Below are 15166 nucleotides of genomic sequence, written 5' to 3' on the forward strand. Positions count from 1 at the left end.
CAGGCGGCGCAGACCCCTTCGACCGCGGATGGCCGAGGTGATGGGTCGGACGACGGCGTCGGCGGGCGTGTGCCACGGGACGCAGGCGGCGCCGGGCCTTCGCCGGGCGCCGGCAGCCGGCCCCGGTGGCGCGGGTATCGGCGGGCGGCGGCCGCGGCGGCCGGGTTCGTCCTGGTCGCCGGCCTGGTGGCGGGCGCGGTGGGGCCGTTGCCGGCGCCCGCGCGGGCGGCCAGCTCGATCGGTGAGTTGCGTCAGCAGATCGACGATGCCAACGCGACCTTGCGCCAGCTGGAGCAGGAGCAGGCCGAGGCGCAGCGGCGGCTGCAGGCGCTCAAGCAGGACGAGGCGGCCATCGCCGAGCGGGTCCGCATCCGGGAGGAGCAGATCCGCGCCACGCGGGTCCGCCTGGCCGAGCTGACGGAACAGGTGCGGGAGGCCGAGGCCCGCGTCGAGGCCAAGCAGAGGGAGATCGACGAGGCGACGCGCCGGCTGGAGCAACGCGAAGACTACGTGGCCCGCCGGCTGCGTGCCATCCACGAGAACGGGACCGTCGGGGTGTTGGAGGTCCTGTTCGAGGCGAACAGCTTCGCCGACTTCCTGACGCGATTGGACCTTCTCAGCCGGATCCTGCGCCATGACGTGGAGGTCATGGCCGAGGTCAAGGCCGAGCGGGAGCGCCTGCTGGCCGAGAAGCGCCAGCTCGAGGCCGAACGGCGCCGTCTCGCGGCCCTCAAGGCCGAGGTGGAGCGCCAGCATCAGCGCCTGAACGCCACCGTGGCCAGCCACCGCGACGAGCTGGCGAAGCTGGCCGAGCAGCGCCGCCAGATCCAGCGGCACCTGGCGGCGCTCGAGGCGGACTCCCAGGCGGTCGAGCGCATGCTCAAGAACCTGCAGGCGGACTTGAAGCGGCGCCTCGAGGCGCTGCAGCGCAACCGCAGCCGCGGGCCGCGGCAGGGCGGGGGCGGCCCCGTGGCCGGAGGCGGCGGCGGTGGCGGCGGAGGGGGTGGCCGCTTCGCCTGGCCGGTGCCTGGTGAGTACTACATCTCCTCGGGATTCGGCTATCGCAATCACCCGATCTACGGCTCCGTGCGGATGCACACCGGGGTGGACATCGACGCCGAGGGGCCGTTCGAAGATCCGCAGTGGCCATGCGGCTCGTCGGCGGGCAGGGATGATCCGCCATCGACGTGGGACAATGTGGTGGCCGTTGCTGATGGCATCGTCATCGCGTCCCGGTGCATGGCAGGATACGGCAACGCCATCGTCATCGCCCATGACGACACATTGTCAACCTTGTACGGCCACTTGAGCCGCCGCTACGTCAATGAGGGTGACGTGGTGCGGCGCGGGCAGGTCATTGGCCTCGTGGGGTCGACGGGTGCGTCGACCGGAACCCATTTACACTTTGAGGTACGGGTCAACGGTCAGCCGGTGGACCCGATGCCGTATCTGCGGTAGGCCTCGCTGGTCGGCCTCGCGGCGCCCGGCCCGTCTCGACGGGCCGGGCGCCGCGTCGCCTCCGCCTCGCCCCACTGAACGCGGGCCGGGCCCTGCCCAGGGCCCGGCCCGCGTTCAGTGGCACAGCCGGCGCGCCCGGCGCACCCGGCGCACCCGGCGCACCCGGCGCGCCCGAAGGGCACCCGGAGCGTATCGGGCGTGTCCGAAGGGCACCCGGCACGCCCGAAGCGCACCCGGAGCGGACCGGGCGTGCCCGAAGCGCACCGGGTGCACCCGGAGCACACCCGGAGCGCACCGGGCGCCCGGGGCGCACCGGGGCGCTCGGGACGTTGTGCTATCCTGAATGGAGATCCCACGACGCGCGGTCATCGGCCCGCGCGGCGGCGGACCCGCGCGGTCGCAAGTCTACGCCGCCGTCGCCCGTGGTGGTCGTCCCATCGGGAGGGACCCGTCGGCGGCGCTGGAGGACCCGGCGGCGGCGCGCACCCTGTCCGCCGCCGCCCGCGCCGCGCCCGCCCCGCCCGCGCCGTCCCTCGGTTCGGCTCCCGGGACCGGGGGCATAGGCTGGTGGGGGCTTCGGCCTCGCTCCGGCTGGGAGGATCGAGATCACCATGACGACCTTCGGACCCTCGTTCCCCTCGGGGCCAGCCGGGCGGGAGGGTGACCGCCCGGTCTTGACATTGCGCCAGGCCGTCGCCGGGGCACTGGTGCTGATCCTGCTGACGGCCGTCGCGACCCTGGCCGTCGCCGACCGGGTGGAAGGCCTCTGGCTGCGCCTGTTTCCCCGCAGCGTGGCGCTGAGCGACGCCGAGAAGCAGCAATTGCTGGACGAGCTGGTGCGATCCCCCGAGTTCGACCGGTTCCTCCGCGTGATCCAGCTGGTGCGCACCCAGTACGTGGATCCGCTGCCCCTGGATCAGCTGCTCGAAGGGGCGGCCCGGGGCGTGGTGGCGGCGACCGGAGACCCGTTCTCGGCCTACTTCGACCCCGAGGAGTTCCGCGAGTTCCGCATGGACGTCTCCGGCCACTACACGGGCATCGGCGTCACCGTGTCCCAGGCGGAGGACGGGGGCGTGGTGGTCCAGTCGCTGTTCGAGGGCTCGCCCGGTGCCACCACGCCCTTCGAGGGGGCCAAGCCCGGCGATCCCGTGGGCCTGCGGCCCGGGGACGTGATCGTCGCCGTCGACGGCAAGGACGTGACGGGCGAGTCGGTGGAGGCGGTGGCGCGCATGATCCGCGGCCCCGAGGGCACCCAGGTGACGGTGGAGGTCATGCGCCGCGGGCACGACCGGCCGCTGCGGTTCGTGTTGACCCGGCGTCAGATCGACGTGCCCTCGGTGCAGGCCCACATGCTGGAGGGCGGCATCGGCTACATCCACCTGACCCAGTTCCTCCCCGACACGCCCCGCGACTTCGAGGCGGCGCTGGAGGAGCTGCGGTCCCAGGGGATGCGCGGCCTGATCCTGGACCTGCGCAACAACCCCGGCGGCGAGCTGCAGGCGGTGGTCCAGGTGGCCGACCGCTTGCTGCCGCGGGGACCCATCGTCCACATCGAATACCGCAACCGGGGCCGGGAGACCCACTCGTCCGACGCCCAGGCGCTGGGGTTGCCCCTGGTGGTGCTGATCAACCAGGGCAGTGCCAGCGCCTCGGAGATCCTGGCCGGCGCGATCCAGGACTACGGCGTCGGCGTGCTGGTGGGCGAGCACACCTTCGGCAAGGGCACGGTGCAGACTGTCTGGCCCCTGGAGGGCCGGAGCTGGAGGAGCCTGGGCGGCGAAGCGGCGGGGGCCGGCGTGAAGCTCACCGTCGCCCGCTACTTGACGCCGAAGGAGCGCCCCATCGTCATGGGCAAGGGCATCGAACCCGACGTCAAGGTACCCTTCGAGCTCGAGGATCTCAGCGCGATGGGGGACCTGGGCCGCGATCCCCAGCTCCAGGCGGGCTACGAGCGCGTGCGGCAGATGGTGGCGGGACGGACATGAGCGGACCGTGGGGGCTTCCCTTGCTCGAGCTGGCGCGCCAGTGGCTCCAGGACACGCTGCCGGCGGCCGTGATCTACCCGTCCTACACGCCCCTGTTCCTCCTGGTGCTCGGGTTGGTGGCGCTGCAGTACGCCCGCATCGCGCGAATGGAGGCCGGGCTCTACGGGCAGCCGCTGGTGCCCACCTGGCACCGGGTGCTGACGGCGCTGGCCGCGGGGCTGGTGGGCGGGTTCGTCGGCGCGATGGTGATGATGGCGACCGGGGTGGTGCTGGAGCCCCGCGATGCGCTCCCGCTGTGGCCGGTGGCCCTGGCCCTGGCCTTCATCCGCCCCCGCTTCATGTGCTTCGCGTACGCCACCGGGGTGATCGGCGTCAGCGCGCTCCTCGTGGGATGGCCCGACGTCCACGTGCCCGGGCTGGTGGCGTTGGTCGGCGCGCTGCACCTGGCCGAGGCGATCCTGGTGTACATCGACGGCGCCGAGGGCGCGACGCCGGTGCTGGCCCGGAACGGGCGGGGCGAGGTGGTCGGGGGCTACCTGATGCAGCGCTTCTGGCCGGTTCCCGCCGCCATCCTGGTGCTGCTCCACATGCCGGCACCCGGTCAGGGCATCGCGATGCCCGACTGGTGGCCCCTGGTGCGGCCGGCGCCGCTGCAGGCGGCGGACCCCGCGGCGGTGGCGGTGGCGGCCCTGCCCCTGCTGGCCGCCCTCGGGTACACCGACGTCGCCCTGACGGCGCCCCCCGGCGTCCGCTCCCGCCGCATGGCCCTGGGGCTGGTGGGCTACGGGGCGGCCCTGATGGCCATGGCGGTGCTGGCGGAGCGGCACGCCCTCTGGGCTTGGCCCGCCGTCCTGGCCTCTCCCCTGCTCCACGAGGCGATGATCTTCGCCGGTCTGGCCCGGGAGCGGTGGGGACGTCCCGCCTTCGGGCCGGCCGCCGACGGCCTGCGGGTGCTCTGGGTCGGGCCCCGCTCCCAGGCCGCCCGGCTGGGCCTGGAGCCCGGCGACGTGATCCTCACGGTCAACGGGCAGCCGGTGCGGCGGCCGGCTGACCTGCGCGACGCCAGCGGTCCGTATGCCCACTACCTCCGCTTGGAGGTGCGCAGAGGTTCGCGGTCCCTGACCCTGGAGACCAACCGGTTCGACCCCGCGGCGCCGCTGGGCCTGCTGCTGGTGCCCCCGCCGGACGAACCGGCCCAGCCGGTGATCGACCTGGGCGGCAAACGCTTGTTTGGGACTTGACGCCCGCAGTACACTGGAGGCGCGCGGGACCGGGAGGTGGGGCGCGTGCCTGCGTTCAAGGTGGTCTCGGAGTTCGAGCCCAAGGGCGACCAACCGAAGGCCATCGCGGAGATCACCCGGGCCTTCCGCGAGGGCGCCCGGGTGGTGACCTTGTTGGGCGCCACGGGCACGGGGAAGACGGCCACCATGGCGTGGGTCATCGAACAGCTGCAGCTGCCCACCCTGGTCATCGCCCACAACAAGACCCTGGCAGGCCAGCTGGCCGCGGAGTTCAAGGAGTTCTTCCCCCACAACGCGGTGGAGTACTTCGTCAGCTACTACGACTACTACCAGCCGGAGGCCTACGTGCCGCAGACCGACACCTACATCGAGAAGGACGCGCTGATCAACGACGAGATCGACAAGCTGCGCCACTCGGCGACCAGCAGCCTCTTCGAGCGCAAGGACGTCATCGTCGTCGCCAGCGTGTCCTGCATCTACGGCCTGGGCGCGCCCGAGGACTACCGCGACCTGGTGCTGTCGCTGCGGGTGGGCAACGAGATGCCGCGGGAGCAGATCCTGCGCAAGCTGGTGGACATCCAGTACACCCGCAACGACGTGGACTTCCAGCGCGGCTGCTTCCGGGTCCGGGGCGACGTGATCGAGATCTTCCCCGCCTCCATGGCCGAGCGGGCCATCCGGGTGGAGCTGTTCGGCGACGAGATCGACCGGCTGACGGAGATCGACGCGCTGACCGGCGAGGTGCTGGCGTATCGCGATCACGTGGCCATCTACCCGGCCAGCCACTACGTCACCCACGAGTGGAAGCTGAAGCGGGCCATCGAGTCCATCGAGCGCGAGCTGGAGGAGCGGCTGGCCGAGCTGCGGGCCCAGGGCAAGCTCCTGGAGGCGCAGCGGCTGGAGCAGCGGACGCGGTACGACCTGGAGATGCTGCGGGAGGTCGGGTACTGCAGCGGCATCGAGAACTACTCGCGGCATCTGACGGGGCGGGCGCCGGGCGAGCCGCCCTACACGCTGCTGGACTACTTCCCGCGGCCGTTCCTCTGCATCATCGACGAGTCCCACGTGACGATCCCCCAGCTCCGGGCGATGTACGAGGGGGAGATGTCGCGCAAGGACTCGCTGATCGAGTACGGCTTCCGCCTGCCGTCGGCCCGGGACAACCGGCCGCTGAAGTTCGAGGAGTTCTGGGAGAGGGTCGGGCAGGTGCTGTTCGTCTCCGCGACGCCGGGTCCCTTCGAGCGGGAGGTCTCCGACGTCATCGTCGAGCAGATCGTCCGGCCCACGGGGCTCCTGGATCCGGAGATCGAGGTGCGGCCCACCCGCGGGCAGATCGAGGACCTGCTGGGGGAGATCCGCCAGCGGGTCGCACGCGGCCACCGCGTGCTGGTCACCACGCTGACCAAGCGCATGGCCGAGGACCTGACGGACTACCTGCGGGAGATGGGCATCAAGGTCCGCTACCTGCACTCCGAGATCGACACGCTGGAGCGCATGGAGATCGTCCGCGACCTGCGGCTCGGCGTCTTCGACGTGCTGGTCGGGATCAACCTGTTGCGCGAGGGCCTGGACATCCCCGAGGTCTCGCTGGTGGCCATCCTGGATGCGGACAAGGAGGGCTACCTGCGGTCGTCCACGGCGCTGATCCAGACCATCGGCCGGGCGGCCCGCAACGCGGAAGGCAAGGTGATCATGTACGCCGACACCATCACCGACTCCATGCGCCAGGCCATCGAGGAGACGTACCGCCGGCGCAAGATCCAGGAAGAATACAACCGGCGCCACGGCATCACCCCGCAGACGGTGCGCAAGGCGGTGCGGGACGTGATCGAGGCGACCCATGCCGCCGAGCGGCCGCCCGAGTACCTGGCCGGGAAGCGGCTCTCGGATCTGCCGCGGCACCAGATCCCGGACATCGTCAAGCGGCTCCGCAAGGAGATGGAGCAGGCGGCCCGGGATCTGGAGTTCGAGCGGGCGGCGCTGCTCCGGGACATGATCCTGGAGCTCGAGGCCCGGCGCCTGGGCCAGCCCGTCGGCCGCGAGGAGCTGCGGGCCGCGGCGACGGCAGCCCGCGACGGAGCCGGCACCCGGCGCCGGGAGCGGTCCCGCCGGGCCGGCAGGTGACGCGATGGGACAGGATCGGATCGTCATCCGCGGGGCGCGGCAGCACAACCTGAAGAACATCGACCTGGAGCTGCCCCGGGACAAGCTGATCGTGATCACGGGCCTCAGCGGCAGCGGCAAGAGCTCGCTGGCCTTCGACACGCTGTACGCCGAGGGCCAGCGGCGCTACGTGGAGTCGCTGTCGGCGTACGCCCGCCAGTTCCTGGGGCAGATGGACAAGCCGGACGTCGACCTGATCGAGGGGCTGTCGCCGGCCATCTCCATCGACCAGAAGACCACGACCCGCAACCCGCGGTCGACCGTGGGCACGGTGACGGAGATCTACGACTACCTGCGCCTGCTCTTCGCCCGCGTCGGCCATCCCCACTGCCCCGACTGCGGCCGGCCCATCAGCCAGCAGACGGTGGAGCAGATGGTCGACCGGGTGCTGGAGCTGCCCGAGGGGACGCGGGTGCAGGTGCTGGCGCCGCTGGTGCGGGGCCGCAAGGGCGAGCACGAGAAGGTCATCGAGGAGGCCCGGCGGGCCGGGTTCGTCCGGATCCGGATCGACGGCCAGGTGCGCGAGCTGGCGGAGCTGCCACCGGGCTTCAAGCTGGAGAAGAACAAGAAGCACACCATCGAGGTGGTGGTCGACCGCATCGTGGTGCGCCCCAGCGCCCGGGGTCGGCTGGCCGACTCCATCGAGACGGCCCTGGGCCTGGCGGACGGCCTGGTGCTGATCGACGTGCTGGACGGGGAGCCGATGCTCTTCAGCCAGCGCTTCGCCTGCCCCGAGTGCGGGACCAGCCTGGAAGAGCTGAGCCCGCGCATGTTCTCCTTCAACAGCCCCTACGGGGCCTGCCCCGTCTGTTCGGGTCTGGGCAGCCGACTGGAGATCGACCCCGAGCTGGTGATCCCGGACCGGCGCAAGTCCCTGGCGGACGGGGCGGTGGTGCCGTGGAGCCGCGGCTCCTCGAACTACTACCCGCAGCTCCTGATGGCGGTGGCGCGCCACTTCGGGGTCGACTGGGAGGCGCCCCTGGAGGAGGCGGGGGAGGAGTTCATCCGGGTGTTGCTCTACGGCACGCCGGAGCCCATCCGCTTCCGCTACGAGAACCGGTACGGGCGGGTCCGGGAGCGGTACGTGACCTTCGAGGGCGTGGTGGCCAACCTGCAGCGCCGCTACCGGGAGGCGACCACCGACGCCCAGCGGGAAGAGATCGAGCAGTACATGAGCGCCCACCCCTGCCCCGCCTGCCGGGGCGCCCGGCTGCGGCCGGAGTCCCTGGCGGTCACCGTGGGTGGCAAGAACATCGCCGAGATCACCGCCATGTCCGTGCGTCAGCTCCTGGGCTTCCTGGACGATCTGGAGCTGACGGAGCGCGAGGCCACCATCGCCCGCGAGGTGATCAAGGAGATCCGCGCGCGGCTGCGCTTCCTGGCGGACGTGGGCCTCGACTACCTGACGCTGGACCGGCCGGCGGGGACGCTCTCGGGGGGCGAGGCGCAGCGGATCCGGCTCGCCACCCAGATCGGCTCGGGCCTGGTGGGCGTGCTCTACATCCTGGACGAACCCAGCATCGGCCTCCACCAGCGGGACAACGCGCGGCTGATCGCCACCCTGCAGCGACTGCGCGACCTGGGCAACACGCTGGTGGTGGTCGAGCACGACCAGGACATGATCGAGGCGGCCGACTTCATCGTCGACATCGGGCCCGGGGCGGGCGAGCACGGCGGCCGGGTCGTGGTGGCCGGGACGCTGGACGACGTGGTGAACTGCCCGGAGTCTGTCACCGGCCAGTACCTCTCCGGCCGGCGGGAGATCCCGGTGCCCGAGCGGCGGCGGCAGCCCAACGGCCGCTGGCTGGTGGTGCGAGGGGCGCGGGAGCACAACCTCAAGGACATCGACGTGCGCTTCCCCCTCAACCTCCTGGTGTGCGTGACCGGCGTGTCGGGCAGCGGCAAGTCGACCCTGGTCAACGACATCCTCTACCGGCGGCTGGCCCAGCACGTCTACGGCACGAAGACGCGGCCGGGGGCGCACGACGGCATCGAGGGCCTGGAGTACGTGCGCAAGGTGGTCAACGTCGACCAGTCGCCCATCGGCCGTACGCCGCGCTCCAACCCGGCCACCTACACCGGCGTGTTCGACTTCATCCGCGAGCTCTTCGCCGCGACGCCCGAGGCGCGGATGCGCGGCTACACCAAGGGCCGGTTCAGCTTCAACGTGCGCGGCGGGCGCTGCGAGGCCTGCAAGGGCGACGGGATCATCAAGATCGAGATGCACTTCCTGCCCGACGTGTACGTGCCCTGCGAGGTGTGCAAGGGCAAGCGGTACAACCGGGAGACGCTGGAGATCAAGTACAAGGGCAAGTCCATCGCCGACGTGCTGGACATGACGGTGGAAGAGGCCCTGGAGTTCTTCGCGGCGGTGCCGCGCATCCAGCGCAAGCTCCAGACCCTCTATGACGTCGGGTTGGGGTACATCCGCCTGGGGCAGCCTGCCACCGAGCTCTCGGGCGGCGAGGCCCAGCGGGTGAAGCTGGCCACCGAGCTCTCGCGCCGGTCCGACGGCGGCACGGTGTACATCCTGGACGAGCCCACCACCGGCCTGCACTTCGCCGACATCCACCGCCTGGTGGACGTGCTGCAGCGGCTGGTGGACGCCGGCGACACGGTGATCGTCATCGAGCACAACCTGGACGTGGTCAAGGTGGCGGACTGGGTCATCGACCTGGGTCCGGAGGGCGGCGACGAGGGCGGGCGGGTGGTGGCCGAGGGCCCGCCGGAGGCCATCATGGAGGAACCGGCCTCCTACACCGGCCGGTTCCTGCGCCAGCACCTGGAGCGCCAGCGCTCGCGGGTCCGCTCCCACCTCAAGCCGGCCGCCGTGTGATGGTGATCCGCGGCCCGCGGTGCGGGCGACCGCCGCCGCCCGCACCGCGGGCCGCGCCGTCGCCGTGGGCGGCGGGGCCGCGGCCGCCGGCAGGGTCGCCGGCATCGCCGGCGGCGACGCCACAGGCAGCGGCCCCGCCCTGCGCGGGGTTGGCGCCGGCGGAGGTCTGGCTGTCGGCGGAGGCGGTGCCCCCGGCGGGGCCGGTGCCGCCCGCGGGGTCGAGGCCGGTGGTGCGGGCCGGCGGTCCGGCGGGGGGATCGCCGCCAGGGCGAGCCTGCGGCGGGGCGGCGGGCGCAGCCGGAGCCGCCGGCGGCGACTCCGGCTGCGCGGTGGGCTGCGCCTGGCCGGCCGAAGGCGCGGGCCGGGCCGAAGGCCCGGGCCGGGAGCCGTCGCCCCCCGTGGAGGGCTGGTCGGGCCCCGGCCGGCGCCGGCGGCCCGGTGGGCCGCCGGCGCCGGGGGCGTCGGGGTCCGGCGGGCTGAACTCGCGCAGCAGCGCCTGGGCTACCGCCGCCACGGGGACGGCCAGGATCGCGCCCACGATGCCCGCCACCTCATAGCCCGCCATCAGCGCCAGCAGGGTCGCCAGGGGGTGCATGCCCACCGCCTGGCCGGTGATGCGCGGCACCAGGAGGTTGCCTTCCAGCTGCTGGACCACGACGAAGAACAGGGTGACGTAGAGCACCGTGGGCCAGGGCTGGAACAGGGCGACCAGGATGGCCGGGATCGCGCCCAGCACCGCGCCGATGATGGGCAGCAGCTCCATGACGCCGGCGATGACGCCCAGCAGGGCCGGGTACGGCATGCCCAGGACGCTCATGCCGATGCCCACGGCGAGGCCGATGATCAGGCCGAGCAGCAACTGGCCCCGCACGTACCCGCCGAAGACCCGCAGGGCGACGGCCTGTGCCCGGCGCACCGGGGCGCGGTAGCGCCGGGGCAGGTAGCCCAGCATCTGGCGGTTGAGGCCCGACCCGTCGACCACCAGGTAGATCGAGATCACCAGGACCAGCAGCGCGTTGGCCAGCGTGGTGCCGACCCCGGTGATCAGCGCGGTGACGCCGGCGAGGATCCGGTTCGTGTTGCCTGCCACCCGCTCCAGGAACTGGCCGGCCAGCTCGTGGGGTTCCAGGCTGACACCGTAGCGGGCCAGGTACTCCCGCAACGCGGCCAGGTAGGACTGCAGCAGCGGCACCGCCTGTTCGACCTGCTCGCGATACCGCGGCACCGCCCAGAAGAGCTCCTGGGCCTGTTCCTTGATGGGACCCGCCAGGTAGACCACGCCCAGGGCCACCAGGGCGACGAAGGCCAGGTACAGGACCAGGGCCGCCAGGGCGCGGCTCCGCATGCCCCGCTCCAGGAAGCTGACCGCCGGTTCCAGGAGGAAGGCCAGGATCCCCGCCAGGCCCAGGAGGGTCAAGGTGCGGGCGAAGTGGGAGAGGACCCACCAGACGAGCCATGCCACCCCGGCGGCGGCCAGCACGGTCGCCAGCGACACCAGGGCCGACCAGGTCGGGGCCGGGGCGGGCGGGGGCGCCGGGCCACCGGGGCCACCCCGCGCCTCGCTCGGCGGCTGCGTCGATGGCGGCGACGGATCGGTGGTCACATCGATCCCTCCAGGGGGGACGCCGGTCCCCAGGCACGGCGGGCGGCATCGGGCCGCATCGGCCGGCAGGCCGGGCCTCCAGGCCATCGGGCCATCTTCGACGGCGGGCCGGTCCGTTCCCTCCTGGCGAGCCGCCCCTGCCTCCAGGGCCGTGCCGCGGGGCCAGGGGCCAGGCGACCGCCGTCATGCCTGGCCCGGGGCGCCGCCTGCGGTCGGCCGAGCGCCGCGGGCTCCCCGGTGGGGCCCCGACGGCTCCGGGGCCCAGTCCGGCGGGTCCGACGGGACCCGCGGTCGGCGGCGACCGATCCTTGCGGTCCGGATCGACGGAGACCGGCTCGACCCGGCCCCCGGCCCGACCCGGTCTCGACCCCTAAGACGGTATGGTCGCCGCACGCTGCCGATATGACGGCCGACGGGACATGACGGGGAACGGGCCGGAACCGTTACCTGAAACATCGTCATCTGTTTCAGGCAGCTGATCCTTGCGGATCAGCGGTGCCGGTCTTACCCGGCGATGCGCCGGTGCCGGCTTCCCGCTTCCTCCGGGACCGCCTGCCTTGCGGCAGGTCTTCCATCCCGTCCACGGGCGTTTTCCGTCTCCGGGCCACTCCCGGCGACGGCGGCCACAAGGGCCGCGAGATTCCGGGCCGCGTTTTCGTCCCGGTCAAGCACGAGCCCGCATTCCTCACAGCGGAAAACGCGCTGCGAAAGCGGCAGCGACGGCTTGACCGCGCCGCACCGTGAGCAGCGCTTACTGCTGGGATAGAAGGGCGGCGCTTCGACCAGGACCGCGCCGTGCCAGGGACACTTGTAGCGGAGCTGGCGGCGGATCTCCGCCAGGGCCGCATCGGCCAGCACCCGGGCCAGCCGCCGGTTCTTCATCATGCCCGCCACGTGCAGCTGCTCAACCACCACCACACCGTAGGTGCTCGCGAGGTGGTGTGTGAGCTTGTGAAGGGCATCCTGGCGGAGGTTCCGGACCCGCGCATGGAGCCGGGCCAGCCGGCGGCGGGCCTTGTGCCACCCCCGGCTGCCCCTCTGGCGCCGGGCCAGGGCGCGGCTGGACCGGGCGATCTTCCGGAGCACTTTTTCAAGGGACCGGGGGTTCGGCCACTTCTCACCCGTCGAAAGGACCGCCAGGTGCTTCACCCCCGCGTCCACGCCCACCACCCGCCCGGGGAACCGGGGCTGGCCCGTCTGCCGCTCCACCTCGCAGGTGAAGCTGACGAACCACCGGCCCCCTTCCCGTGACACCGTGGCGGACAGGATGCGGGCTGTCCCCGCTTCGATGCGTCGGAGCAGGGCCGTGGTCGGCTCGTGGGTCTTCACCCGCCCGATCCGGGGCAGGACGACGTGGCTCTTGTCGTCCACCCGGATCGCGCCGGTGGTGAACCGCACCGACTCCCGCCCGCGGCCCTTCTTCCGGAACCGGGGGAACCCCACCCGGCGTCCCTTACGTTCACCTTTGCGGCTTTTGGACCAGTTCTGTAGGGCCCGGGCCAGCCCGTCCAGCCCGGAGGCGTAGGCGTCCTTCGAGTTCTCCCGCCACCAGGGGGCGACGCGGTGCTTTTGCCGGTTCCACTCCCGCCGCAGGGCGGGAAGGGTCCATGGCACCTCCACGTCCTCGCCCCGGGCACGGGCTTCCAGGCGCTCCTTCACCAGCGCCAAGCCCCAGTTGAAGGCGAAGCGGCGGGCGCCCACGTGGGAGGCCAGCGCCCGTTCCTGGCGGGGTGTGGGGTCCAGGGCGAAGCGGTACGCTTGAAGAACCTTCATTCGGCATCGCCCCGGCGGGCTGCAGCCAGGGCCCGCAGGGCCCGATTCCGCGCTCCCCGTCGGCCATCCAGCCGAGCGCAGAAGGAGGTCAGCACTTCAATCATGTCGCGCACAAGGTCCTCTGTTGATTCGCTCGGATCCACGACGACGATGCGCCGCCCCTGGGCCGCGAGAGCGGCTTCCAGGTACTCCACCCCAAAGCGGGCCAACCGATCGCGGTGTTCCACCACAATGGTGGCAACCGATGCGTCGGCCAGAAGCCGGCGAAACTTCGCCCGTTTCCCATTCAGCCCGGACCCGATTTCCGTCACCACTTGGTCCACAGGAAACCCGTGTTCCGTTGCCCATGCCGTGACCCGGGCAACTTGGCGGTCGAGATCGTTCTTCTGGTCGTGCGAGGAAACGCAAGCGCAGACCACCGTCTCCCCTTTCGCCGGAGCCGGAAGGTCCACGAGAATGGTCCCGGATGGGGCCTGCCGGGCGGGAACGGGCAACCGCCCCGCCTTCCACCAACGCCAGGCGGTGATGGAACTGATTCCTTCACGCTTGGCCCACTCGGAGAGCTTCATCTTGGAAATGTAGCACAGATGTTTGCCTATGTCTGACTATATTTCGGCAAGCTGTTAACGGCCCCCAACCGCGGTGCGCGGCCCCGGGCCGCGGCCGGGGGACCGGGGTCCCGGGGCCCCGGTCCCCCGGCGCTATGCGCCGGGGAGGGGCAGCGCCAGCTGCTGGCTGTCCGGCACCGCTCCCCGGCGACGGCCCCGCCGCTGGGGGGCCGCCCCATCGCGGCCCGGGGCATCGCCCACCGGGAGGCCGGCGGTCCGTCCGCCCTCCGGGGCCGGCGGCCCGGCGGCGGGCCGGTTCGTCCACCGGTCGACCTGGGAAGGGGCGGGCGCCGTGGGGCCCATGCTCGCCGCAGCCGTCGACGGGCCCGCGCCGCCACGCGCCGCCGCGGCCGGGCGGGCGGGCTGGGGCCGATCCGGAGCCTGGCGCGGCAATCCCCACTGGACCTTCAACGCCTCGACGCGGCGGAGGACGCTCTCGCGGTAGAACGGGGCGGCGTCCCGGCCGCGGTAGAGGGCGCGGTACATCGGCATGAGATCGGGGCGGATGCGGGCCAGGGCGGGGAACACCCACTCGCGGACGCCGGGACCCAGGTGGAGCACGCCGGGCCAGAGGAACGCCGCGCCGTGCCGGGCCGCCTCGCGCACCACGGCCTCGAGGTGGTCGCGATCGTCCGTGATGCCCGGGAGGATCGGGGCCAGGAACACGCCGGCCCGGATCCCGGCCTCGCGCAGCCGCCGCAGGGCCCGCAGCCGCTGGCGGGGATGGGGGGTGCCGGGCTCGAGCCGTCGCCACAGGATCGGGTCGACGGTGGGGATGGAGAGGTTGACCGTGCACCCGGCGCGCCGCGTCGCCTCGATCAGCAGGTCCAGGTCCCGCAGGACCAGGGTGCTCTTGGTGGTGATGGAGAAGGGGGTGTCGGCGTCGATCAAGGCGCGCAGAATGCCCCGCATCAACCGGTACTTGCCCTCGATGGGCTGATACGGATCGGTGGCGGTGCCGATGGCGACCAGCTCCCGCGCCCAGCTGCGCCGCGCTAGATCGCGGCGCAGCGCCTCGACGGCGCCGGCCTTGACGAAGATCACCGACTCGAAGTCGACGCCGCCATCCAGGCCCAGGTACGGGTGGGTGGCCCGGGCATAGCAGTAGACGCAGCCGTGGGTGCAACCGCGGTAGGGGTTGATGCTCCAGCGGAAGGGCATGCCCTCCGGAACCCGATTGATCAGGGACTTGCAGGGCAACCAGCGGTACTGGATGCGCCGGGCGCGGGGACGCACGGGCTCACCCCCCGGTATCGAACACGTGTTCCCTACCGGGATTGTAGGGGGGAATGGCCGTTCGGTCAAGCCGTTGGCCGGCGTGCTATGATCGATGCGGGTTGCGGGACCGCACGGGGTCGGGGGCCGCGGGCCGCGGCCCCCGACCCCGGTCCCTGGCACTCGCGTGCGGCGGTCCCGGAGGGACGGGACGGAGGGAGGCGACGGCGGTGACCACCGGCGAGCGATCCCAGGGCGCGGGCGAAGCCATCCAGACGTCCCGC

The 15166-nt window shown here is 72.3% G+C and carries 9 protein-coding genes; 5 read left to right on the forward strand and 4 right to left on the reverse strand.

Annotated features, from left to right (window positions below):
* Positions 1–69: 69 nt before the first annotated feature.
* From E1B22_RS04605 to uvrA, 5 genes are all read left to right on the forward strand, one after another.
* Positions 70–1458, forward strand: coding sequence for a murein hydrolase activator EnvC (locus E1B22_RS04605; protein WP_243123729.1), 1389 nt, complete (start codon positions 70–72; stop codon positions 1456–1458).
* Positions 1459–2069: 611 nt separating this feature from the next.
* Complete coding sequence (locus E1B22_RS04610; RefSeq protein WP_135224745.1) at positions 2070–3443, forward strand: S41 family peptidase; 1374 nt, start codon at positions 2070–2072, stop codon at positions 3441–3443.
* The gene (locus E1B22_RS04615) at positions 3440–4684 is read left to right on the forward strand and encodes a PDZ domain-containing protein (protein ID WP_135224746.1); all 1245 of its coding nucleotides are present in this window, start codon (positions 3440–3442) and stop codon (positions 4682–4684) included. The genes E1B22_RS04610 and E1B22_RS04615 overlap by 4 nt, the downstream gene beginning before the upstream one ends.
* A gap of 45 nt (positions 4685–4729) precedes the next feature.
* A complete protein-coding gene (gene uvrB / locus E1B22_RS04620; RefSeq protein ID WP_135224747.1) occupies positions 4730–6808 on the forward strand; it encodes an excinuclease ABC subunit UvrB in 2079 nt (692 codons plus the stop codon).
* Positions 6809–6812: 4 nt separating this feature from the next.
* Positions 6813–9683 carry an excinuclease ABC subunit UvrA gene (gene uvrA / locus E1B22_RS04625; RefSeq protein WP_135224748.1) on the forward strand — a complete coding sequence of 957 codons (2871 nt, stop codon included), beginning with the start codon at positions 6813–6815 and terminating at the stop codon, positions 9681–9683.
* Here uvrA and E1B22_RS04635 read toward each other — a convergent pair.
* The 4 genes from E1B22_RS04635 to E1B22_RS04650 form a co-directional block, all read right to left on the reverse strand.
* Entirely contained in the window at positions 9664–11286 is a 1623-nt protein-coding gene (locus E1B22_RS04635) for an AI-2E family transporter (protein ID WP_243123731.1), read from the reverse strand. The two genes, uvrA and E1B22_RS04635, sit on opposite strands and share 20 nt — an antisense overlap.
* A 504-nt stretch (positions 11287–11790) precedes the next feature.
* Positions 11791–13059 (reverse strand): IS607 family element RNA-guided endonuclease TnpB, encoded by a 1269-nt coding sequence (tnpB, locus tag E1B22_RS04640; RefSeq protein ID WP_135224749.1) that lies wholly within the window; start codon positions 13057–13059, stop codon positions 11791–11793.
* Positions 13056–13628, reverse strand: coding sequence for an IS607 family transposase (locus tag E1B22_RS04645; RefSeq protein WP_135224750.1), 573 nt, complete (start codon positions 13626–13628; stop codon positions 13056–13058). Before E1B22_RS04645 ends, tnpB begins: the two co-directional genes overlap by 4 nt.
* Before the next feature lie 132 nt (positions 13629–13760).
* Positions 13761–14903, reverse strand: a complete 1143-nt coding sequence (locus E1B22_RS04650; RefSeq protein WP_243123733.1) for a radical SAM protein — start codon at positions 14901–14903, stop codon at positions 13761–13763.
* Positions 14904–15166: the final 263 nt, after the last annotated feature.

Origin of the sequence: Thermaerobacter sp. FW80, assembly GCF_004634385.1 — a bacterium.
GTDB classification, from domain to species: Bacteria; Bacillota; Sulfobacillia; order Thermaerobacterales; family Thermaerobacteraceae; genus Thermaerobacter; species Thermaerobacter composti.

Excerpts from the sequence above, each read along its gene's own strand:
- E1B22_RS04645 (WP_135224750.1), bottom strand. The coding sequence starts at position 13,628 with ATGAAGCTCTCCGAGTGGGCCAAGCGTGAAGGAATCAGTTCCATCACC.
- E1B22_RS04610 (WP_135224745.1), top strand. The coding sequence starts at position 2,070 with ATGACGACCTTCGGACCCTCGTTCCCCTCGGGGCCAGCCGGGCGGGAG.
- E1B22_RS04615 (WP_135224746.1), top strand. The coding sequence starts at position 3,440 with ATGAGCGGACCGTGGGGGCTTCCCTTGCTCGAGCTGGCGCGCCAGTGG.
- uvrA (WP_135224748.1), top strand. The coding sequence starts at position 6,813 with ATGGGACAGGATCGGATCGTCATCCGCGGGGCGCGGCAGCACAACCTG.
- tnpB (WP_135224749.1), bottom strand. The coding sequence starts at position 13,059 with ATGAAGGTTCTTCAAGCGTACCGCTTCGCCCTGGACCCCACACCCCGC.